This is a genomic window from Plantactinospora alkalitolerans (assembly GCF_015690345.1).
GTDB lineage: Bacteria > Actinomycetota > Actinomycetes > Mycobacteriales > Micromonosporaceae > Plantactinospora > Plantactinospora alkalitolerans.
In genome coordinates this window covers 1-22,308 of record NZ_JADPUN010000144.1, presented here as the reverse complement: position 1 = coordinate 22,308, position 22,308 = coordinate 1, and the positions used below count along the sequence as shown (strand labels likewise).

General features: G+C 71.1%; 18 protein-coding genes. 11 read left to right on the top strand and 7 right to left on the bottom strand.

Annotated elements, in window-relative coordinates:
- Positions 1-81 precede the first annotated feature (81 nt).
- Entirely contained in the window at positions 82-594 is a 513-nt protein-coding gene (locus I0C86_RS13885; RefSeq protein WP_323373632.1) for a hypothetical protein, read from the top strand.
- Between the two features lie 67 nt (positions 595-661).
- Complete coding sequence (locus tag I0C86_RS13880; protein ID WP_196201657.1) at positions 662-2,191, top strand: flotillin family protein; 1,530 nt, start codon at positions 662-664, stop codon at positions 2,189-2,191.
- Positions 2,192-2,281: 90 nt separating this feature from the next.
- Here I0C86_RS13880 and I0C86_RS13875 read toward each other — a convergent pair whose 3' ends face one another.
- From I0C86_RS13875 to I0C86_RS13865, 3 genes are read right to left on the bottom strand one after another with little or no spacing between them, the layout of a single operon-like run.
- The gene (locus tag I0C86_RS13875) at positions 2,282-3,370 is read right to left on the bottom strand and encodes a hypothetical protein (protein ID WP_196201656.1); all 1,089 of its coding nucleotides are present in this window, start codon (positions 3,368-3,370) and stop codon (positions 2,282-2,284) included.
- Between the two features lie 33 nt (positions 3,371-3,403).
- A complete protein-coding gene (locus tag I0C86_RS13870; protein WP_196201655.1) occupies positions 3,404-4,036 on the bottom strand; it encodes a hypothetical protein in 633 nt (210 codons plus the stop codon).
- Positions 4,037-4,095: 59 nt separating this feature from the next.
- Complete coding sequence (locus I0C86_RS13865; protein WP_196201654.1) at positions 4,096-5,523, bottom strand: CCA tRNA nucleotidyltransferase; 1,428 nt, start codon at positions 5,521-5,523, stop codon at positions 4,096-4,098.
- Positions 5,524-5,857: 334 nt separating this feature from the next.
- On the opposite strand from I0C86_RS13865, the gene murJ reads away from it, so the two are divergent.
- The 7 genes from murJ (at position 5,858) to I0C86_RS13830 (ending at position 14,923) form a co-directional block, all read left to right on the top strand.
- On the top strand, positions 5,858-7,576 hold the full coding sequence (murJ, locus tag I0C86_RS13860; RefSeq protein ID WP_196201653.1) for a murein biosynthesis integral membrane protein MurJ: 1,719 nt from the start codon (positions 5,858-5,860) through the stop codon (positions 7,574-7,576).
- 505 nt (positions 7,577-8,081) lie between these two features.
- Positions 8,082-9,698: a protein kinase family protein gene (locus tag I0C86_RS13855; protein ID WP_196201652.1), complete on the top strand. Its 1,617-nt coding sequence runs from the start codon at positions 8,082-8,084 to the stop codon at positions 9,696-9,698.
- A 238-nt stretch (positions 9,699-9,936) separates the two neighbouring features.
- Entirely contained in the window at positions 9,937-10,788 is an 852-nt protein-coding gene (gene sigM, locus I0C86_RS13850; RefSeq protein ID WP_196201682.1) for an RNA polymerase sigma factor SigM, read from the top strand.
- On the top strand, positions 10,785-11,921 hold the full coding sequence (locus I0C86_RS13845) for a hypothetical protein (protein ID WP_196201651.1): 1,137 nt from the start codon (positions 10,785-10,787) through the stop codon (positions 11,919-11,921). Before sigM ends, I0C86_RS13845 begins: the two co-directional genes overlap by 4 nt.
- Before the next feature lie 183 nt (positions 11,922-12,104).
- Entirely contained in the window at positions 12,105-13,061 is a 957-nt protein-coding gene (gene trxB, locus I0C86_RS13840; RefSeq protein ID WP_196201650.1) for a thioredoxin-disulfide reductase, read from the top strand.
- Between the two features lie 35 nt (positions 13,062-13,096).
- Entirely contained in the window at positions 13,097-13,420 is a 324-nt protein-coding gene (gene trxA / locus I0C86_RS13835) for a thioredoxin (protein ID WP_196201649.1), read from the top strand.
- A 336-nt stretch (positions 13,421-13,756) separates the two neighbouring features.
- Positions 13,757-14,923 (top strand): N-acetylmuramoyl-L-alanine amidase, encoded by a 1,167-nt coding sequence (locus tag I0C86_RS13830; protein WP_196201648.1) that lies wholly within the window; start codon positions 13,757-13,759, stop codon positions 14,921-14,923.
- Between the two features lie 46 nt (positions 14,924-14,969).
- Here I0C86_RS13830 and I0C86_RS13825 read toward each other — a convergent pair whose 3' ends face one another.
- Positions 14,970-15,629, bottom strand: a complete 660-nt coding sequence (locus tag I0C86_RS13825; protein ID WP_196201647.1) for a GNAT family N-acetyltransferase — start codon at positions 15,627-15,629, stop codon at positions 14,970-14,972.
- 468 nt (positions 15,630-16,097) lie between these two features.
- Here I0C86_RS13825 and I0C86_RS13820 point away from each other — a divergent pair, with 468 nt between their 5' ends.
- Complete coding sequence (locus tag I0C86_RS13820) at positions 16,098-17,414, top strand: aminotransferase-like domain-containing protein (RefSeq protein WP_196201646.1); 1,317 nt, start codon at positions 16,098-16,100, stop codon at positions 17,412-17,414.
- An 8-nt stretch (positions 17,415-17,422) separates the two neighbouring features.
- Positions 17,423-18,454 carry a D-alanine--D-alanine ligase family protein gene (locus I0C86_RS13815; RefSeq protein ID WP_196201645.1) on the top strand — a complete coding sequence of 344 codons (1,032 nt, stop codon included), beginning with the start codon at positions 17,423-17,425 and terminating at the stop codon, positions 18,452-18,454.
- A gap of 131 nt (positions 18,455-18,585) precedes the next feature.
- On the opposite strand, the gene I0C86_RS13810 is transcribed toward I0C86_RS13815, so the two are convergent.
- From I0C86_RS13810 to I0C86_RS13800, 3 genes are all read right to left on the bottom strand, one after another.
- Positions 18,586-19,344, bottom strand: coding sequence for a hypothetical protein (locus I0C86_RS13810; RefSeq protein WP_196201644.1), 759 nt, complete (start codon positions 19,342-19,344; stop codon positions 18,586-18,588).
- A 680-nt stretch (positions 19,345-20,024) separates the two neighbouring features.
- Positions 20,025-21,056 carry a ParB/RepB/Spo0J family partition protein gene (locus tag I0C86_RS13805; RefSeq protein WP_196201643.1) on the bottom strand — a complete coding sequence of 344 codons (1,032 nt, stop codon included), beginning with the start codon at positions 21,054-21,056 and terminating at the stop codon, positions 20,025-20,027.
- A 27-nt stretch (positions 21,057-21,083) separates the two neighbouring features.
- The gene (locus I0C86_RS13800) at positions 21,084-22,106 is read right to left on the bottom strand and encodes a ParA family protein (protein ID WP_456319956.1); all 1,023 of its coding nucleotides are present in this window, start codon (positions 22,104-22,106) and stop codon (positions 21,084-21,086) included.
- Between the last annotated feature and the right edge of the window lie 202 nt (positions 22,107-22,308).

The window sequence follows — 22,308 nt, the reverse complement described above, 5'->3', positions numbered from 1 at the left end:
GACCAGGCCCCGATCCGCTACCCACCGGCCGGCGTCCGAGCTTCCCTCGTGGAGTTGCCACTGTCAGCTACCTTTCAGGTCGTGGCAACGGGGACTCTGATCTTCCTCATCATCGGCGCTTCCGGCGTTGCGCTGCTCCTGCTCGCCCTGCTCGGCACGGAACTCGCCCACATCGGCAACCCGGACATCGACGGTCCCGTCAGCCTGGAGGCGATCGCCGGATTCGCCGCCGTTCTCGGCTTCGGCGGGGCCATCGCCTGTGAACTGCTGGACGCCCGTAGCTTCGGTCAGCTCGCCGCGGCCGGTGGGATCGGCGCGTTGGCGGCGGTGCCCGCCGGCTGGCTCGCGACGAGGCTGTCCCGGGCCGCCCGCAACATGCACACCGACGCCACCCCCACCCGCAACGACCTGGTCGGGTCGCTGGGGGTGGTGGTCAGCCCCATCCCGAACGGCGGCTACGGCGAGGTGCGGGTACGCGTCGGCGGCCAGCCGGTGAAGCTCAACGCCAAGGCGGAGCGCCCGATCGCGATCGGCGCCCAGATCTTCGTCGTCGAGGCGTTGAGCGAGACCAGCGTCCTGGTCGAGACCTACTGACCCCTACCGGTCCCCGCCGTTCCACCTCCGTCACCACGCCCACCCCAGATCCGAAATGGACGGTGTCATGCTGATTCTCGTCGCCATCGGCGGAGCAGTGCTCTTCGTTCTCATCCTCATCATGTTCGTGCTGTCCCGGATCAAGGTCGCCGGTCCGAACGAGGCGTTCATCGTCACCGGCCGCAAGGGGCGTACCACGCAGACGGCCGACGGCACCCGGTCCACCGACATGTCGGGGCAGAAGGTCGTGCTCGGGGCGTCGGTCTTCGTGCTGCCGGTGGTGCAGAAGTTGCAGTCGCTCGACCTGTCCAGCCGGCGCATCGACGTCAGCATCAAGGGCGCCGTCAGCAAGCAGGGCATCCGGGCCGAACTGCACGGCGTCGCGATCGTCAAGGTCGGCGGGACCGAGGACGCGATCCGGGCCGCCGCGCAGCGGTTCCTGCACCAGCAGAACGAGATCGAGAGTTTCACCCGCGAGGTGCTGGCCGGTGCGCTGCGCTCGATCGTCGGCCGGCTGACCGTCGAGGAGATCATCCGGGACCGGGCGGCGTTCGCCAGCGCGGTCGCCGAGGAGGCCGAGCACTCCATGACCAACCAGGGTCTGGTGCTCGACACCTTCCAGCTACAGGACATCCTGGCCGAGGGCTCCTACCTCCAGGACCTGGGTCGGCCGGAGGCGGCCCGGGTCCTCAAGGACGCGGCCATCGCCGAGGCGCGGGCCCGCCAGGGGGCCGAGACGGAGCGGCTGCTGGCCGAGGAGGCCATCGCCGAGGCGAACCGGAACCTGGCGTTGAAGCAGGCCGGCATCCAGGCCGAGATCGACGCGGCGAAGGCCAAGTCGGCCGCCGCCGGCCCGCTCGCGCAGGCCGAGCGGGACCAGGCGATCCTCTCCGAGCAGCAGAAGGTCGCCGAGCGCAACGCCGAACTCAAGCAGCGGCAGCTCGACACGGAGGTCCGCAAGCCGGCGGACGCCGCGCGGTACAAGGTGGAGCAGGAGGCCGAGGCGGCCCGCAACGCGGCGGTGCTGCACGCCGACGCCCAGCGGCAGTCGACCATCGCCGCCGCCCAGGCCGTCGCCGAGCAGTCCCGGCTGACCGGTGAGGGCGAGCGGGCCCGCCGGGCGGCGCTGGCCGAGGCCAACGCGATCGAGGGTGCCAAGGAGGGTGAGGCGGAGCAGCGGCGTCGTACCGCCATCGCCGACGCCGTCGAGCGGGAGGGTCAGGCCGAGGCCGCGGCGATCCTGGCCAAGGGTCAGGCCGAGGCCGAGGCGATGTCCCGCAAGGCCGAGGCGTTCGCGACGTACGGCGAGGCGGCCGTGCTCGACCTGCTGGTCAAGGTACTGCCGAAGGTGGTCGAGGCGGCGAGCGCACCGGTGAGCGCGATCGACAAGATCACGGTGATCTCCACCGACGGCGCCTCGTCGCTGACCAAGTCGGTCGCGTCCAACGTCGCCCAGGGCCTGCAGCTCGGCAGCGACCTGACCGGTGTCGACCTCACCGGCCGGCTCGCCCGGCTCGGCGCGGCGCGGATCGGCGACGAGCAGGTCGTCGACGGCACGCTGACCAACGGCGGCAAGTCGGTCGAACCGAAGAACTGACCGCCCTTCCGACCTCTGCGGCGGCCTGGTACCGGATTCGTAGTCCGGGTGCCGGGCCGCCGCTCGTTCAGCTCGAACCGGAGCGCCTCGTTACTGGAGGTTCAACCGGAACGGCACGTCGGGGCAGCGTTCACAGACGAAGATGCGCAGCGCCCCCCAGCGTCCGACGCTCACCCCGGTCGACTCCTGCCGGAGCGCCCGCGACGACGCCTCGTCGGACTGCCGCTCCTCGACCGGCTGCCACCGGTCCCGGTTGTGGGCGTCGCCCTCCGTCGAGTCGATGACCAGGGCGAGGGTGGTGGGACCGGCGCACTGCGGGCAGGGGGTCGGCGCGAGGTCGGTGACGCTCCAGTTGGCGTATCCGCCGACCTTCCAGCCGGGCACCATGAATGTGCCGACATAGTCGGGACCTTCGTCGTCATCGTCGCCGTCGCCGCCGCCGCCGTCGTCGCCGTCGTCGTCGCCCTCCCAGGCGTCCACCCGCTCGACCAGGTCGGCCGGCAACTCCTCGGGGTACGGATACTCGACGACCTGCTCCGGATGCAGCCGGCACGGCTTCGGCAGGTAGCCCTTCCGACCGGCGTCGCCCCGGGGCGGATCGGCGAGAAGTTCGCTGACCTCCGCCTCCCTGCGCCAGTACAGCCGCACGGTCGGGCCCCACAGCCCGTCCTGCGCGTGGTCGAACGGACACCACAGCACCTGCAACAGATCCGCGCCGCCGGGCCGGGGCAGGTCCGGAACGTCCTCGGCCCGCAACTGCGCCAGCGCGACCATCGGGTTGGGCCGGGGATGGGGCCGGGGGCGGTACCGGTAGCCGACCACCGGTCCGTTGTTCATCGACCCCCAGCCGGTGTACCCGGGCCCGACCAGGCGCGCGATCTCGTCGTACAGCTCCGCCTCCTCCTCGGTCAGTTCGTTCTGCCGGGTGCGCCGGGTCTCGGCCGCCCGGAGCCGGTCCAGCAGATCGAGTGGAATCGGCACCTCCTCCCGGGCCTGGGGAGGAACCTCGCAGGTCGGCCAGGGCTCGTCCGCCGGCCAGCGCAGTGGCCCGCCGACGTGGCTCTGCGACGCGTCGACCGACGCCGGTCGGGGATGCAGCCGGGTGGTGGTCCGGCCGAGCTTCTCCAGCCCGGGAAAGCGGGCCAGCAGATCCGTCGGCGGTGGTGGGGTGGTCAGCACGTCGTTCGGTTCTCCTGACGGGCGGTCTTCTGCTCAGCCTGACCGGACGTACGACGTGGTGTAGACCAGAGACTTCTGCGTCAACGAGTTACCGGCACAGGCGTAGCTGGACGGTTCGGTGGAGGCGGTGAAATCCTGCCACGGTCCCGGGGTACCGTCGCCGACCCGGAGCCGGACGTCGGCATCGGACCGTACGTCCCGCAGCTCGATCCGGTCCCCGGCGAGTACGTAGCGGTAGCTGACCGTACCCCGCAGTTCCAGGACGACGTCCTGCCCCGCGTAGTCGCTCCGGTAGACCGTGCCGGTGCCGTAGTCGGCGATCCCGGTCCCCCCGGCGCCGAGGGCGAGCCCGGAGCCGGCCCCGCCGGTGAAGCTCAACCGGCCGACGCCGGGTACGTCCACCTGCTCGGTGTGGGTGGTCACCCGCCAGGTGCCGACCAGACAGTCGGCACCGCCCGGCCCGGCGGCCACGGTCGCGGTGGACGAGCCGGTGGAGGGACCCGATCCGGTGGGCGGCGACGCTCCGGTGCCGTCCGGGCCGCCGTCCGCACCGTTGCGGAGCACGAGTACGACCACGATCGCGACGACCAACCCGACCAGGGTCGACGCCAACGCCACCATCGGCACCAGAAAGGACCGGCTGCCCGGCCTACCCGAGACCGTCACGGTCACCTCCCCGGCCGTTGCCCGCCAACGGGAACGGTAGCGGAGATCCAGGGTGATCGTTACCCGGTGATGCCCTCGTCGCGGGCCCAGCGCAACAGTTCGGCCTCGGCCTCGTCCCGGGTCAGCGGCCCACGTTCGAGGCGCTGCTCCTTCAGGTGCCGCCAGGCCTGACCGACGAGCGGCCCCGGCGGTACGCCGAGCAGTTCCATGATCGCGTTGCCGTCGAGGTCGGGGCGTACCCGGGCCAGGTCCTCCTCCGCCGCCAGCCGGGTGATCCGGTCCTCCAGAGCGCCGTAGTCGGCGGCCAGCGCGGCGGCCTTGCGGCGATTCCGGGTGGTGCAGTCGGACCGGGTCAACTTGTGCAGCCGGGGCAGCAGGTCACCGGCGTCGGTCACGTACCGCCGGACCGCGGAGTCGGTCCACTCGCCCCGGCCGTACCCGTAGAACCGCAGGTGCAGCCCGACCAGCCCGACCACCTGGCCGATCACGTCCTTGGGATAGCGCAGCGCCTTCATCCGCTGCTTGGTGAGCCGGGCCCCGACCACCTCGTGGTGGTGGAAGCTGACCCGACCGTCCGGGCCGACCGCCTTGGTCGCCGGCTTGCCCACGTCGTGCATGAGCGCCGCCATCCGCAGCACGAAGTCGCAGCCGTCCTGCTCCAGCCCGACGGCGTTGCTCACCACGATCAGGGTGTGCTCGTAGACGTCCTTGTGCTGGGCGTGCTCGTCGATCTCCAGCTTCAGGCCGGACAACTCGGGCAGGAACCGGTCGGCCAGGCCGGTGTCGACCAGCAACCGCAACCCGGTGATCGGGTCGGCGCCGCAGAGCAGCTTGGTGAACTCGTCCCGGATCCGCTCGGCGGTGATCCGGTCCAGGTCCGTCGCCATGGCCCGCATCGCGGCCCGGACCGGCGGATGCACGGCGAACCGGAGCTGCGCGGCGAACCGGGCGGCCCGGAGCATCCGCAGCGGGTCGTCGCCGAACGACTGCTCGGGGGTGCCCGGAGTCCGGATCACCCGGTCGGCGAGGTCGTCGAGCCCGCCGTGCGGGTCGGTGAACTCGTGACCGGGCAGGCTGACCGCCATCGCGTTGATGGTGAAGTCCCGCCGCCGCAGGTCGTCGGCGAGGCTGGTGCCGTACTCGACGACCGGGTTCCGGCTCACCTGGTCGTACGACTCGGCCCGGTAGGTCGTGACCTCCAGGCGCAGTCCGTCACGCTGCGCGCCGATCGTGCCGAACTCGCGCCCGGTCTCCCAGGTCGCCTCGGCCCAACCCTTCAGCAGCCGCAGCGTCTCGTCCGGATGTGCGTCGGTAGCGAAGTCAAGGTCCTCGCCGAGCCGGCCGAGCAACGCGTCCCGGACCGAACCGCCGACAAGATGCAGTTCGTGACCGGCGGAGGCGAACCTGCGGCCCAGCTCGTCGGCGACGGGGGACACCCGCAGCAGCTCGGCGACGGCGTTGCGCTGGGCGGTGGTCAACCGGGTCATTCGGGGCGCCGATCCTGGGGACTCCACCCCGGGAACGGTGGACGCCGGGCCGTCCGGACCGGGCAGCGGGGTCGACTCCGGTCCGCCGTGCCGGGAACCGGTCGGAGCGGACGTGCCGGGACCCGGCGACCTGGTGCGCGACGGCGCGGACCGGTCAGCGTTCGGGGCGGATGTTTCGGACATGGGATCGCCAGCGTAGCGGGCCGGCCGCCGCCCGGTGGCGGGGGGCACACCGGGCGGAAGCGACGCGGCCCGGCGACGCCGTGACCGGGTTGACTAAGGTTCCAACAGTGCCGGCGGGTGCCCTGCCCGCCGTACCCCTTGGGAGGCTGACATGGCTGGCGGGCTGTACCGCAGCGCGAATGCCATGCCGGAGGGAGTCCCGCCGCCCCCGGACGGGGCGATGCTGATCTCGACCACCCCGGCCATCGAGGGCACCAACCCGCCGCCCGAGCCGGGCGGCAGCGCCGCGGGCAACAGCGCGATCATGGCGGCCGGCAGCCTGGTGAGCCGGGGTACGGGCTTCCTCCGGCAACTGATGATCACCGCGACCCTGGGTACGTTCGCGGTCGGCAACGCGTACACCACCGCGCAGATCATCCCCGGAATGGTCTACGAGTTCCTGCTCGGCGGCATCCTGACCAGCGTGCTGGTGCCGATGCTGGTACGCCGCCGCAAGGCCGATCCGGACGGTGGTCAGGCGTACACCCAACGACTGCTCAGCCTGGCGGTGCTCACCCTCGGTGGCGCCGTGCTGCTGGCGCTGCTCGCCGCACCGTGGCTGACCGTGATCTACGCCGGCCGGCAGAACAGCGACTACCAGGACCTGGTCACCAGCCTGTCCTACCTGCTGTTGCCGATCCTGTTCTTCTCCGGGGTCAGCGCCCTGCTCACCGCGATCCTCAACACCCGGGGGCACTTCGCCGCCCCGATGTGGGCGCCGATCCTGAACAACCTGGTGGTGATCGCCACCTGCGGCCTCTACATCGCCCTCTACGGCGCCACCCTGGTGCAGCCGGGACAGATGAGTGCCGGCCGGATCCTGGTGCTCGGCGGGGGCACCCTGCTCGGGATCGCGGTCCAGACCGCCGGGCTGCTGCCGGCCCTGCGCAAGGTCGGCTTCCGCTGGCGTTGGCGGTTCGACTTCCGGGCGCTCGGGCTGCGCGAACTGGGCCGGCTCGGCGGCTGGATGTTCTGCTACGTCGCGGTCAACTCGTTCGGCCTGATCGTGCTCTTCAACCTGCTGAACGAGGTGAAGGGCAAGTCCGCCGGGCCGCTGGTCTACAACAACGTCTTCCTGCTGCTGATGATGGCGCACGGCATCATCGCGGTCTCGATCATCACCGCGCTGCTGCCGAGAATGAGCGCCGTCGCCGCCGACGGCCGGTACGGGGACATGGCAGCCGATCTCAGCCGGGGCACCCGGACCGTGACGGCGGTGCTCGCACCGATCGCGGTCTGCTACGCGGTGCTCGCCGACCCGATCGCGATGGCCCTGTTCGACTACGGGGCCGCCCGGGGCGAGTCCGGCTCAACGGCGCCGGTGCTGCTGGTCGCCGCGCTGGCCCTGATCCCGTTCGCGGTCAGCCAACTCTTCACCTTCGCGTTCTGGGCGATGCCCGACACCCGGATGCCGGCACTGATCAACGTGCCGGTGGTGGCGGTACGGGTGCTGCTCCAGGTGATCGTCTTCGCCGCCCTCTCCACCTCGTTCCTGGCCGCCGGGATGATGATCGGGAACGCCGTCTCGTACATCGCGGCGGCGGCGATCTCCGCCTGGTTCCTGCGCCCCCGGATCGGCCAGATCGGAATCGCCTCGATCCTGCGGACGTTCGGCCGGGTCGTGATCGCCGCCCTCGGCGCGGCCCTGGTCGGGCTGCTCGTGGTGGCGTTGCTGCCGGGCGAGGCCGCGTCGAACCGGGGGTTGGCGTTCGTGGAGATCGCGGTCGGCGGTGTGGTGATCGGGGGAACGTACCTCGGGCTCGCGCTGCTGCTGCGGATCCGCGAGATAACGGACGTGGTCACCATGGTCCGGCGCCGACTCGGCCGCTGAAAGGGGTCGGTCGGGCTGTTGGGCGTACCTGGGGAAGCGGTTGTGGATAACTCGTCCTATCTGGGCCGTAGCAAGGTGAATCGCCTGTGGATAACGCGGGGTCAGGATGGACTCACCCGGCGTCAACCTGTTGTCGACAGGCCCGGATACCCTCGGTCCGTTCGATCCGGCATACTTCCGGCGCGCGGGGGAAGGTGCCGGGTGCACGGCGGAACTCCGGACGACAAGGGTGCCGGAACTGACGGCGGGCCGGCACACCGACCCGGTAGCAAACTGTTGAAATCAACCTATAGATTGCTAAACGCACGAGCCATCAGGTGGACCACAGCGGGCGATCCGGCGCGCTTCCCGACACTTCCGGCAACTGGTCGGCCCACGGCCGGAAGATGACGTGTCGGGGATCAGTCAGACCCAGGTAAGGTCGCTCCTGACGGGTGCGGCTAGCGCCTAGGCTAGGAGAGCCGGTGGCCGTCCGATTCCTTCGAAGGCGGAGCGGGAAAGCCAGATGCCTAGCAGCACGGGTCCATCGATCGACACGATCACCGAGGGAGGACGGGTGACCCAGGTCGGCGAAGGTCAGGAGGCGGACGAGGTAGCTCCGTCTGTGATGACCTTCGGTGCGCCCGCCGTCGGTGAGATCCTGGCCGAGCGGTACGAACTTGCGGACCACATCAACGACGACAGCGCCGGCCGCCAGGTGTGGCGCGGCGTGGACGTGATCCTGCGCCGGCCGGTGGCCGTCGTACTGCGCTATCCCGGCGGCGACTCCGCGAAGGAGATGCTCCAGGCTGCCGTGGCGGCCAGCCGGGTGATCCACCCCAACCTCGTCGGCGTCTACGACGCGATCGACGAGGAGGACCGGGCGTACGTCGTCCGCGAGTGGGTGGACGGACACTCGCTACGCGAACTGGTCGCCGACGGCGTCCTCGACCCGACCCGGGCCACCAGCATCGCCCACGCCATCGCCGGTGCGATCGCGGCCATCCACGCCACCGGGATGGTGCACGGCAACCTGCACCCCGGCACCGTGATGGTCGGCGACGACGGTCGGGTGGTACTGGCCGACGCCCGCACCGACGGCGCGGACACCCCCGAGACCGACGTACGCGCGGTCGGCGGCGTCCTCTACTACGCGCTCACCGGCCACTGGCCGCACGCCGAGGCGTCGCTGACAAGTGGATCCGGCCGACGGGCCCGCACCGCCCTGCCGGACGCCGTACGCGACGCCAGCGGCACCATCGCGGCGCCCCGACAGGTCCGCGCCGGCGTACCCGCGTACCTCGACGACCTCACCATGGACCTGCTCGACTCCCAGCTTCCGGTGCCGTCCTCCGACGTACTGGCCGCCGAGTTGAGCCGGCTGGACGCCGCCGCCGGGGAGCAGTACCTCGACAGCGGCCCGCTGCGCTTCACCTCCGGCGACGATGCCGGCCCCGACCTGCCGGCGACCGGTGGCCGGAGGATGCTGATCGGCGTGGCCGCGCTGCTGGTGGTCGCGCTGGTCGGCCTGCTGCTCGGCATCAACGCGCTGGTCGGCGGAGACCCGGCGGACGACCAGACAGGCTCGAGCCCGACCCCCGGCACCACCACCCAGCCCGCCGCCGCAGGCGATCCGGATCCGCCGACCACGAAGCCGCAGAAGGTCGCCATCAAGGCCGACCAGGTGCGGATCATCGACCCGGACGGCACCCCCAGCGAGCTGGACGGCGCGGAGAAGGTGGTCGACGGCGACCCCAACGAGGCGTGGGAGACCGAGTCCTACAAGCGCAGCTCGAAGTTCGGTAACAACAAGGCCGGCATGGGGGTCCTGATCGATCTCGGCGAGCCCCGGGCGGTCACCAGCGTGCAGGTCCAGCTCTCCGACCGTGGCGCCGCAGCCGAGCTGCGATCGGGAACCCAGGACTTTGCGAAGACCAGCGCCGGCGACAAGCAGCTCGTCGCGGCGTACAAGCTGGTCGGCAACCCGATCGAGGCGGACGGTTCCGGGTCCACCATGACGTTCAGCTCGTTCGAGCCGGACCAGACGTACCGCTACCTGCTGCTCTGGATCACCGAGCTGCCGGAGGTCGACCCCGGCCAGTTCAGGGTCGGCGTGCAGGAGATCACGGTCCAGAGTCGGTGACCGGGCGGTCACCCCGGCCGCGCGTGCGCCGTTCGGCTATCGTGCGGCCATGACCGGTGCGTTGGGTTCCGACGCCGCCGGCCCGACCAGCTCGCCGTCCGCCGATCCGTGGCCGTCGATCGAGTCGGTCCGGCCGGCAGGTCAGGCCGTCGACAATCTCGACGGCGCCGATCCGGCCGGCCGACCCGGCATCCCCGCGCCGCACGACCTTCCGGCGTCGCCGCCGCGCGACCTGCCGATCCAGGCGGACGGTTCGAAACATCCGGACGGCGCGGCACAGCCGTCCGGCACAGCGCAGCCGTCCGATGCCGCGCAGCCCGCCGATGCCGCGCAGCCGGACGACGCGGAACGCAGTGACGCCGAACTGCTCCAGGCTCATGTGGCCGGTGACCGGGACGCGTTCGCGACCCTGTTCCACCGGCATCGGGACCGGCTCTGGGCGGTGGCACTGCGCACCAGCGCCGATCGTGAGGAAGCCGCGGACGCCCTCCAGGACGCCCTGCTCTCCGCACACCGGGCGGCGGCGCGGTTCCGTGGCGAGGCCGCCGTAACCACCTGGCTGCACCGGATCGTCGTCAACGCCTGTCTGGACCGGATCCGGCGGCGCCAGGCCCATCCCACCGTGCCACTGCCGGACAGCACGCGGCCGACCGGCACCAGCCGCTGGACCGGCGGTGTCGAACCGGCCGCGCCGGCCACCGATCACGACACCACTCTCGTCGTACGGCAGGCGCTCGCGGAACTGCCCATGGAACAGCGGGCCGCCCTCGTCCTGGTAGACCTGCAGGGCTATCCGGTCGCCGAGGTCGCGGAGATCCTCGGAGTCGCCGAGGGCACCGTGAAGAGTCGCTGCGCGCGTGGCCGGGCCCGGCTCGCCGTACTCCTCGGTCATCTGCGCTCGGACGGAGCCGGCCGGAGCCCGGAGTCGGGAGGCGGTCCCCAGCCCGGCTCCGAGGTGCCGTCGGTCACCGGCGGGAACCTCGGACCCGGCAACCGCGTCCGATCAGGGTCGAGCCGGCTCGGGGCGGACAGGCGGCGGGTGCAGGACCAGAGCCACGGCCTGCGCGACCAGGACCAGGAGGAATCGTGACCGGGGGCCCGTTCGGCGAGGTCGATCTCGACCTGCTGGCCGACTATGTCGGTGGCGCGCTGGACGGCACGCCGGAGGAGGCGGAACTCGCCCGGTTGATCGACGAGGACCAGGCGTGGGCGGACGCGTACGCGACGCTGACCGTCGGCGTCGACGCGGTACGGCTCGACCTGGCCGGCTGGGCCACGGAGCCCGTCTCGATGCCGCCCGTGGTGGCCGAACGGCTCGTCTCGGCGATCACCCGGGCGTCGCGGTCCGACGACGCCGGACCAGCCGCCGTACCCGATTCCCCGGCCGGTGCGACCGCCGCCTCGACCGATTCCACCGACGATCCGGACGCAACCGACGACCCGGCCACAACCGACGACCCGGCCACAACCGAGGACGTGGACGCAACCGAGGACGTGGACGCAACCGGGCACCTCGTCCGCCGGCCCCGGCGCTCCGGCGGGCCGGGCCGGGCCGGTGGTACCGCACCGTCCCACGGGCCCCGAGGGCCCGGCCGGCGGAGGCAATGGGTGCGACGGATGGCGGGACCGATCCTGATCGCCGCCGTCGTGGCCGGATTCGCCGGGTTCGGGGTCAGTCGTCTCGTCACCAGCAGCGCCGAGGACTCCGCGGCGGGTACCGCGCCGAGTTCGGCCGACAGCGGCGCGGAGCAGGTCCAGACGCTCGGCTCCGGGCCGCCCCGGGCGGTGACCGAACCGTCCGCCGAGCGGGTGCTGACCACGGGGACCGACTACACCCCCACCTCGCTCCCGGACACCGCCTCCGCCCTGACCAGGCAGAACACTTCGAGCCAACGGGCCGACGTACCCGACCGGGTCACCGAATCGCCCGGAACGTTCATGGGCGGGGCGACGGCGACCCCCACGACCTCGCGGAACGTCTCGGGGCTGGAGCGACTGGCCGACCGGACCGTGCTGGCTGCCTGTCTGGACGCGGTGGCGGCGACACACGCGCAGGGACCGATCGCGGTCGAGTTGGTCGACTACGCCACGTTCCAGGGCCGGGCCGCTCTGGTCGTCGTCTTCACCGACCGGTCGGGTGCCCGCTGGGCCTGGGCCACCGGGCCGAACTGCGGAACGTCGGCCTCTGGCGCCGACGTCGCATATCAGACCCGGGTAGGCTGAAACAACGCCTCATCGGCACTTTCGTCGACGCAGTGACATGACCCACCGGATGACCGGCTCGGGAATCCTCGGTTCGTACGATGACGTTCAGGCTTGCAGGTGCCGGTGCGGTTCATGGCCGGCGCTCGGACCGCCGTCGGCGCCAGGCGCCGGTGGCGCAGAGACATACATCGGGAGACGGCAGTGGACGAGGTCCGCAACCTGATCATCATCGGCTCTGGGCCGGCCGGCTACACGGCTGCGGTCTACGCCGCGCGCGCTAACCTGAAACCGCTGGTCATCGAGGGCGTGCAGTCCGGCGGTGCCCTGATGACCACCACCGAGGTGGAGAACTTCCCCGGCTTCGCGGACGGCATCATGGGTCCGGAGTTGATGGACTCGATGCGCAAGCAGGCCGAGCGGTTCGGGGCCGAGTTCCTCACCGACGACGTCACCCGGGTCGAACTGGCCGACACGGGCGTTCCCGGCTCCGGCGCGGTGAGCACGGCGTACGTCGGCGAGACGGCGTACCGGGCGAAGGCGATCATCCTGAGCACCGGTTCCGCGTGGCGTCCGCTGGGCGTGCCGGGCGAGCAGGAGTACCTCGGGCACGGTGTGTCCTCCTGTGCGACGTGTGACGGGTTCTTCTTCCGCGGTCAGGAGATCGTGGTGGTCGGCGGCGGCGACTCGGCGATGGAGGAAGCGACGTTCCTCACCAAGTTCGCCAGCAAGGTGACGATCATCCACCGCCGCGACGAGTTCCGGGCGAGCAAGATCATGGCCGACCGCGCCCTGGCCAACGACAAGATCCAGGTCGAGTGGAACAGCGTTGTCGAAGAGGTGCTCGGCGACGACGGCAAGGTCTCCGGGGTTCGGCTGCGCAACGCGCACACCGGCGAGGCCAAGACGCTGGACGTCGCCGGGGTGTTCGTGGCGATCGGTCACGACCCGCGCAGCGAGCTCTTCCGGGGCCAGGTGGAACTGGACGGGGACGGCTATGTGAAGGTCGAGGCCCCGACCACCCGGACGAACGTGCCGGGCGTCTTCGCGGCCGGTGACCTCGTCGACCACACCTACCGCCAGGCGATCACCGCAGCGGGGACCGGATGCGCCGCCGCGCTCGACGCGGAGCGGTTCCTCGCGACGTTGGAAGAAGACTGAACTCACCGCAGTGAGCAATACCCGAGGAGGGTCTAGTGGGAGCAACAAGCGCCGTCACCGACGCCAACTTCGCCAGTGACGTGCTGCAGTCCGAAACGCCGGTGCTGGTGGACTTCTGGGCCGAGTGGTGCGGACCGTGCCGCAAGGTCGACATGATGCTGGAGGAGATCGCCAGCGAGCTGGGGGACAAGGTCCGGATCGTCAAGCTCAACATCGACGAGAACCCCGAGACCGCCCGGGCCTACCGGGTGCTCTCCGTGCCGACCCTCACCATGTTCAAGGGCGGCGAGCCGGTCCAGTCCGTCGCCGGCGCCCGCCCCAAGGGTGACCTGATCAAGCTCATCGAAACGGCGATGTAAGGCCGCTGAACCGGCCTACGTTCCGCGCCCGCATCCGAGCCTCGGATGCGGGCGCTTCCGTTCCCGGCGGCTCCCCTGGTGGGCATTTCCGCAGCTCGGCAACGGTGTAGCCGGCCTCACGTACGGTCAACGCCGGGCGGGGAACAAGGTGCCACGGTACGCTCCGGAAGCGTTCCTTCTCGGATGGGTGATCGGCAGCATTGGTCGAGCCCCTTGTCGACCGGCCGCCGATTCCGGCGGGGGAGCGCCAGCCGTCTACCGGACCGGTCGGCAGCATCGGCCCGGCCCTGCCCCTAGGCGGGCAACCAGCCACCGACACGCAGAGGGAGGTCGTCCGTGCGTCCGATCCGACGTGGTGACCGCGGTCCCGCGGTGACCGAGATCCGCGCCGTCCTGGTCGGTCTGAGCCTGCTTCCCGCCGGTGGCCCGCCCGGGGCCGACGAGTTCGAGGCGGAGACCGAACGCGCGGTCCGGACCTTCCAACAGGACCGTGGCCTCAGTGTCGACGGGCAGGTCGGCCCGGAGACCTGGCGGGCCCTGGACGCCGCCCGCTGGCGGCTCGGCGCCCGCACGCTCTACCAGGCGATTCCCGATCCGCTCATCGGCGAGGACGTCCGGACGCTTCAGGAGCGCCTGCTGGAGATGGGATACGACGTCGGGCGGGCGGACGGCGTCTACGGCGCCCGTACGTCCCGCGCGGTCGCCCAGTTCCAACGCGAGGTCGGCCTGGGGCCGGATGGTGCCTGCGGGCCGCAGACCATGAACGCGCTGCGACGCCTGGGGCGGAAGGTGGTTGGTGGCCGCCCCCAGTGGCTACGCGAGTCCGACGCGTTCCGGCAGTCCGGCCCGAACCTGGTCGGCAAGGTGATCGTGATCGACCCGGGACACGATCCCTTCGACCCGGGATTCGTCGTCCAGGACGGTCCGCTGCGCTGGACCGAGGCGGATCTCGCCTACGACCTCGCCGCCCGGCTCGAGGGCCGGCTCGCCGCCGCCGGAATGCGGGTCCACCTCACCCGGGGCCCCGCCCCCGCCGCGCCGCTGACCGACCTGACCCGGGCCGACCTGGCGAACGAACTCGGCGGGGACCTGCTGATCTCGCTGCACATCGACGGGCACGCCAATCCGGAGGCGGACGGCGTCGCGACCTACCACTACGGCACGTCCAACGGAGTGACCTCGACCGTCGGGGAACGGCTCGCGGGCCTGGTCCAGCGGGAGATCGTGGCCCGGACCGGCCTGCGCGACTGCCACATCCACGCGAAGACCTGGGAACTGCTCCGGCTGACCCGGATGCCGGCCGTCCGGGTCGACGTCGGCTACCTCACCTCGCCCGACGATCTGGCCCGGCTGACCGACCCCCGGTTCCGGGACGGGGTCGTGGACGCCGTCGTCGCGGCGGTACAGCGGATGTACTTCCCGGTCGAGGAGGACGTGCCCACCGGCTCGATCGACGTCAGCGAGTTGCGTGCGGTGGTCGCCGCCGGCGCCTCCCTCGACTGACCGGGTACCTGGCGTCCTCCGTCCAGCGCGATGCCGGCCGGCGGGGTCAGCCGGCGGCCGTACGGGTGGCCGGCCGTACGGGGCGGAGCAGTCCCTCGGGGCTCATCGAGCCGAGCAGCTTCTCCAGCGCGTACTCGACGTCGGACTTCCAGGACAGCGCCGTCCGCAGCTCCAGCCGCAGCCGGGGATAGCGCGGATGGGGACGTACCGTCTTGAACCCGACGGAAAGGAAGTAGTCGGCCGGGGCGACACAACCGCCCGCCCCCTCACCGGCGTCACCGAACTTCGCGTCGCCAAAGGCCTCGATCGCCTTGATCCCCCGCTTGGTGAGGTCCCGCGCGACGCCCTGGACGAGCATCCGGCCCAGTCCGCCCCCCGCGAAGGCGGTGACGATGTGGGCCGTGGTCAGCAGCGCGGCGTCGGCGGAGACCGGTGAGGTCGGAAACGCCATCGACCGAGGAACGTAGGCCGGCGGGGCATACATCACGAATCCGGCGGGCATACCGTCGACGTATGCCAGCTTTCCGCAGGAACCCCACTCGAGCAGGGTCTGCGATACCCAGGCCTCCTTCTCCAGGCCGGGATCACCCGCCTCGCGGGCTCGCCCGGCCGCCACCGGATCCAGCTCCCAGTACACGCACTGGCGGCAGGGCCGGGGCAGGTCTTCAAGTGTGTCCAGGGTCAGACTGACCAGACGTCGCGACATCGGCGCATCCCCAAAAAATCCTACTCGGGGGTCCAAAGGCCGCAAACATCACCATCTCCGGTCCCTACCCCCAACGAGCGATCGTACGCCGGAACCTTGCGACTCGGGAGGGGATCGGGGCAGCGATGCCCGGACCGCCCGGTCAGACGCCGCCACGGGCAGCTCAACCGGTCCGACATATGGACCAACCGCTTGGGGCGAGGGCCAGATACGGTCAATCGGATTACGATCGACCGACGAGCGCCGACCGGCGGAGTTGCCGGCCGCCGCCCGACCCGTCCCCGGCACACCGGGGCTCCGGAGGGCGGACACGTGGCGGATGCGGCGATCGAGGTGCCGTTCGCGCCCTGCCGGGGATGCGGCCGGTAGCCGACCCGGCCAAGATGACCACGATGGAGGCGACCGGACCGGAGGCATCGACCGGCCCCGCGTCGCAGGTCAGAATGACGAGCGCAGCGAGGAGAGGGCATGACCGGCACGACGCTCGACGACTACACGGATCGCTATGCCCGGCGGGTACGCGGCATGACAGCGTCGGAGATTCGCGCGCTGTTCGCCGTGGCCAGCCGGCCGGAGGTCGTCTCGCTCGCCGGAGGTGCACCGTACATCGCCGCACTGCCGCTCGACGCGGTCGGCGAGATGCTCAACCAGCTCGCCGCCGAGCAGGGGACCACGACCCTGCAGTACGGCATCGGTCAGGGCACGCTCGAACTGCGTGAACGGATCTGCGAGGTGATGGCGCTCTCCGGCATCGACGTCGGCTGCGGCGCCTCCCCCGAGGACGTGGTGGTCACCGTCGGCGGCCAGCAGGCGCTGGACCTGATCGCCCGGCTGTTCCTCGATCCCGGCGACGTCGTCCTGGCCGAGGGGCCGACCTACGTCGGCGCGCTCGGCGTCTTCCAGAGCGCACAGGCGCAGGTGGTGCACGTACCGATGGACGCCGACGGCCTGATCCCCGAGGCGCTGGAACTGGCCATCGCCGAGGTCGCCCGGTCGGGTCGACGGGCCAAGTTCCTCTACACCATCCCGACCTTCCAGAACCCGGCCGGCGTGACGCTGACCGAGGAGCGACGGGAGCGGGTACTCGACATCTGCGAACGCGCCGGCCTGCTGGTGGTCGAGGACGACCCGTACGGCCAGCTCGGGTTCGACTACGAGGCGCCGGCTCCGCTGCGGGCGCGCCGCCGGGACGGTGTGTTCTACCTCAGCACCTTCTCCAAGACCTTCGCCCCGGGGCTGCGGGTGGGCTGGATCCTGGCCCCGCACGCCGTACGGGACAAGCTGGTCATCGCCAGCGAGGCGCAGATCCTCTGCCCGAGTGCCTTCGCCCAGGCCGCTGTCACCACCTACCTGTCCACGATGCCCTGGCGCCAGCAACTCAAGATCTACCGTGAGGTGTACCGGGAGCGCCGCGACGCGCTGCTCGCCGCGCTCGCCGACTACATGCCGGCCGGGACCAGCTGGACGGAGCCGGGTGGCGGACTCTTCGTCTGGGCGACGCTGCCGGAGGGCCTCGACGCCAAGGCCATGGTGCCGCGGGCCATCGCGGCCCGGGTCGCCTACGTGCCCGGGACCGGCTTCTACGCCGACGGCACCGGCACCGGGCACATGCGGCTGAACTTCTCCTTCCCTCCGCCGGAGCGGATCCGCGAGGGTGTCCGCCGGTTGGCGACGGTGATGGAGCAGGAGACCGCCATGCGCGAGGTGTTCGGCACGGTCGTCGGGCCGACCCGGAGCCGTCGGGGGCAGGCCGGCGCGGACGTACCGGGTCCCGACTTGGCATGATCTCCGGCATGGGTACGAACTCCCCCGCCGATCCGTCCCGCGCCGCAGACTGGCCGCTTCCGCTACCTCGGGAGGCAACCGCCGAACTGCGTGTCCTCGTGCTCGCCGGAGGACTGTCGTACGAACGGGACGTGTCGTTGAAGTCCGGTCGACGGGTACTCGACGCGCTCCGTTCGGCGGGGGTGGAGGCGGATCTGCGGGACGCCGATGTCGCCCTGCTTCCGCTCCTGCGAGACGACCCGCCGGACGCGGTCGTGATCGCCCTGCACGGCTCGACCGGCGAGGACGGCTCGCTCCGGGGTGTGCTCGACCTCTGCGACGTGCCGTACGTCGGTTGCGACGCCCGCTCGTCCCGACTGGCCTGGGACAAGCCGTCCGCGAAGGCGGTGCTCCGGGAGGCGGGAATACCGACGCCCGACTGGGTGGCTCTGCCGCACGACCGGTTCTCCGAACTCGGGGCGGTGGCCGTACTGGATCGGATCGTCGACCGGCTCGGACTGCCCCTCATGATCAAGCCCACCCAGGGTGGCTCCGGCCTCGGTGCCGCGGTCGTCCGGGACCCGGCCGCGCTACCGGCGGCAATGGTGGGCTGCTTCGCCTACGACAGCACGGCGCTCGTCGAGCGCTACGTTCCCGGCATGGACGTGGCGGTCTCGGTGGTGGACCTGGGCACCGGACCACAGGCGCTACCGGCCGTCGAGATCGTTCCCCGGAACGGGGTGTACGACTACGCGGCCCGGTACACCGCCGGCCTGACCACCTGGCACGCCCCGGCGCGACTGTCGGACGTCGCGGCGGCCAGGGTCGCCCAGACCGCGCTCGCGGCCCACTCCGCGCTCGGGCTCCGGGACCTGTCCCGGGTAGACCTGATCGTCGACGAGGCCGAACGGCCCCACGTGCTGGAAGTGAACGTCTCGCCCGGAATGACGGAGACCTCGCTGCTGCCGCTCGCCGTCACGGCCGCCGGACTCGACTTCGGCGAGCTGCTGCGCACGCTGGTGGCGCGCGCGTCCCAGCGCCGGGGCCTCGGCCAGTCCTGACCGTGGCTGCCCCCGGTCCGCTCGGCTGCCACACACCTTCGGTGGGGCCCGTCGTCGAAGGCCTGGCGGCACACCGGGCCGTCCTACCGCTCAGGGACCCGCTGACGCTCCTACGACCCGCCGGGTACCTCTCAGTACGCCCGGGTCGCCGGATCGCCGGAGGATTCGCGTTCAGGGGCGGGCCGGGCCGGTTCCTCCGGCGGCTCCGCCGGAGGCGCGGCCGACTGCGCGGCGAGCGCCACGGCGGGATCGTCACCTGACAGCGCGGCCTCCCGCCCCGAGGCGGCCTGCTGGGTCAGGTTCGACGGCGCCTGCCACTGGATGCGGGGCGGCTCGGCCAGTGGACGTCCACCGAACTCGGCGAGCCAGGCCGCGACCATCGCCAGATTCTCCCGCCACTGCGACTCGGGTATCGCCGGCAGGATGTCGTCCCAGAGGGACAGGAACGTGCCCCGCAACTGGAGCCGCCCGTACGGCCGGGCGAGAAACCACAGGTGCAGGTGTTCGGCACCGTCACCCCAACGGTTGACGTGCACCCGGGCCACCCCGTCGAGTGAGCGGACCGCCCGTTCCAGCCGTACCGTCATCACGCCGAGTTCGGCGGCGAGAAGGTTGGGCAGGTCGCCCAGATCCAGATGAGAACGGGACTCGAGGATCAGCACCATCGGCAGGCCGGTGGGCCGGTCCATGGCACGCACCCGCCAACGCTCACTGACCCAGATGTAGGCATCGTCGGGAGCGTTGCAGGAATGACACTCACCGGAGCCTTCGCCTTTGCGCGGAGGTTCGACCGCGACCGGCTCGTCGAGTTGCTTGACCCGGAAGTCGCCCTCGAAGGGAAAGGAGGGCCACCTGGTGAAGTCCGGTACGGCAGGAGGGGTGTGGGACACGAGGCTGACCCTAACCGAGTTTCAGACCGCTGTCCCTACCTGTTTCGGCTGCCGGCGATCGGGATTCCGGAGACCTCGTCGGACGGCGGAAGTTGGCGACACGACCGGCGCCGGAGAGGGCGTCCGCGGTCCCGAAACAGCACGATCGGCGTCAGTTGGGCTCGGTTGTCCACAGGCGTGGACCCCGTTCCACGCGCGGTTTCACGTGAAACGGGGTCAGCCTGTGGACAACGCCTGTGGATTACCGCGGATCGGAAACCGGGGCCGCGCGGCAGGGCGGAACGATCCATCGACACGATGCTCGCGAGCGGCTCCCGGCGACGTTCTCGTCCGGACCCGTCCGGCACACCGGCAGCGTCCGGCCCACCGGTTCGACGCGCTGGTTTCACGTGAAACGGGACACCGCCCAGCCCCGTCGTGGGCCCGGCGGGGCCAGCCCGCCCGGCAGGGCCTCCCGCCCGGCAGGGACGAGGGCCGGCGGGGACGAGGGCCGGCGGCTTCGGCCCGGGACGGTGTGTACCTCAGCCGGGCCGGAGAAACGGATGGCCACGATCCCGTGTGTGGGAGATCGTGGCCATCCAAGGCATCGGCCCGGCGGCTCCGGGAACCTGGCGAACCCGGCCCCCTCTCGGGGAAGGGGTTCCGTCAGGACCCTCCCGGTCGCACCGACGGCGCCGTGATCAGTCCAGGTCGTCGTTCTGGGCGTCGGCTTCCGCCATACCGATGACACCGACGATCCGCTCAAGGTCGTCGACCGTGGCGAACTCGATCGTGATCTTGCCTTTGTTCCGACCGATGTCAACCTTGACTCTGGTGTCGAACCGATCCGACAGCCGATCCGCCAGATCGGTCAGGCCCGGAGCGTGCACCTTGGCCCGCCGCTTCGCCGGACTGGGTCGGGTGGGGGAGATCTCGGCCATCTTCACGACCTCCTCCGTCGCCCGTACGGAGAGCCCTTCGGCCACGATCCGGCGCGCCAGGTCCTCCTGCGCCGTCGAATCCTCCAAACCCAACAGGGCGCGGGCATGACCGGCGGAGAGCACCCCGGCGGCCACCCGCTTCTGCACCTCGGGCGGAAGATTCAGCAGCCGGATGGTGTTCGAGATCTGCGGGCGGCTCCGGCCGATCCGTCGGGCCAGCTCGTCGTGCGTCGCGCCGAACTCCTCCAGGAGCTGCTGGTACGCCGCCGCCTCCTCCAGTGGATTCAGGTTGGCGCGGTGGATGTTCTCCAGCAGCGCGTCCCGGAGCATCGCGTCGTCCCGGGTGTCCCGGACGATGGCCGGAATCGACTCCCGGCCGACCGCCTGCGCCGCCCGCCAGCGCCGCTCGCCCATGACAAGCTCGAACTGGTCGTCCGGAAGCTGTCGTACGACGATCGGTTGGAGGAATCCGACCTCCTGGATCGACAGCTTCAGTTCCTCGAGGGCGTCCTCGTCGAAGATCTGCCGGGGCTGCTTGGGGTTCGGCACGATCGAGTCCAGCGGGATCTCGGCGAACCGAGCTCCCGGAACGGGAGCGAGTTCCGGTCCCGACGGCTGCGCCGGAGCCGCAGGCGTCGGCGCCACCCAGGTGCTCTCACCGGCCGGCGGCGCCGCAGGCTCCGGCCGGGCGGTTGGCGGCTCGGCCGTCACCACTGAAGAGACTGGCTCCGCCGTGGTGGGGATCAGCGCGCCCAGACCTCGACCGAGCCCGCCCCGCGGACGGTTCTTCATGCCACGCCTCCCGACGAATCAACCGAGCTACACATTGCGGCCAACAGACTCTTTGACCCCTCGCATCGCGATCTCCTGGGCGGCCTCGAAGTAACTCGTTGCGCCCCGCGATCCGGGATCGTAGGTCATGACGGACTGGCCGTAGCTCGGAGCCTCCGATACCCGCACGTTCCGCGGAATCACGGACTGCAGGACCTTGTCGCCGAAGTGGTTCCGGACGTCCTGCTCCACCGCATCCGCCAGGCGGGTGCGCCGGTCGTACATAGTGAGCAGGATGGTCGAGACCTCAAGCGTGGGGTTCAGGTGCTGCCGTACCAGGTTGATGTTGTTGATCAGCTGGTTGAGACCCTCCAGCGCGTAGTACTCGCACTGGATGGGGATCAGTACCTCCTGCGCGGCGCAGAGGGCGTTGACCGTGAGCAGCCCGAGGGACGGCGGGCAGTCGATGAACACGTAGTCGAATTCGGCAGGATGGCCGGCGATGGCCCGGGCCAACCGCGACTCCCGCGCCACCACCGACACGAGTTCGATCTCCGCGCCCGCCAGGTCGATGGTGGCGGGTACGCACCAGAGGTCAGGAATCCCCTCGACGCCCTGCGCCACCTCGGCCAGCGGGACGTTGTCGATCAGGCAGTCGTAGACGTCCGGAACACCGGCATGATGGGGCACGTTCAGGCCGGTGGAGGCGTTCCCCTGCGGATCGAGGTCCACGACGAGGACACGATTTCCGTGCAGCGCCAGGGCCACGGCCAGGTTGACCGTCGTGGTGGTCTTGCCGACCCCTCCCTTCTGGTTCGCAACACACATGATCCGTGGCCGGTCCGGACGCGGCATCGTCACCTCGCCGCTCGGGTTCAGGATTTGCACAGCGCGCATTGCCTCCATTGCCAACGGGGGATCGTCCTGGTCACGCGACGGCGTTTCACGTGAAACGTACGCGTCGGGCACGGCTTCCTCGGTCAGGGCTTGCGGTACGCCGGCCGGCGGGTCGGCGGTCGGAGCACGTTCCGCGATCGTCTGGACATCGGCACGCCGTCCGTCCGTAGGGATCGCCGCCGCGCCGGCTGGAGCCGACGACCGCGGCTCGACGTGCTCGGCCACCGGCTGTGGCGGGGCTAGTGGTTCCGTGGGCGTCGGCTCCGGAACTCCCGCCGATCCCCGAGCCGACTCTGCGGCCCGCCGACGCGGCGGACGCGGCGGCTCCGGGGCTCGGTCCCCGGGCCGGGGCGGCTCCGGGGCGCGGTCCCGGGGG

Bases quoted from the DNA above. Each gene is read 5' to 3' on its own strand.
- I0C86_RS13880 (WP_196201657.1), top strand. From the start codon at position 662: ATGCTGATTCTCGTCGCCATCGGCGGAGCAGTGCTCTTCGTTCTCATC.
- I0C86_RS13815 (WP_196201645.1), top strand. From the start codon at position 17,423: ATGGGTACGAACTCCCCCGCCGATCCGTCCCGCGCCGCAGACTGGCCG.
- I0C86_RS13855 (WP_196201652.1), top strand. From the start codon at position 8,082: ATGCCTAGCAGCACGGGTCCATCGATCGACACGATCACCGAGGGAGGA.
- I0C86_RS13865 (WP_196201654.1), bottom strand. From the start codon at position 5,523: ATGACCCGGTTGACCACCGCCCAGCGCAACGCCGTCGCCGAGCTGCTG.
- murJ (WP_196201653.1), top strand. From the start codon at position 5,858: ATGGCTGGCGGGCTGTACCGCAGCGCGAATGCCATGCCGGAGGGAGTC.
- I0C86_RS13825 (WP_196201647.1), bottom strand. From the start codon at position 15,629: ATGTCGCGACGTCTGGTCAGTCTGACCCTGGACACACTTGAAGACCTG.
- I0C86_RS13820 (WP_196201646.1), top strand. From the start codon at position 16,098: ATGACCGGCACGACGCTCGACGACTACACGGATCGCTATGCCCGGCGG.
- I0C86_RS13805 (WP_196201643.1), bottom strand. From the start codon at position 21,056: ATGAAGAACCGTCCGCGGGGCGGGCTCGGTCGAGGTCTGGGCGCGCTG.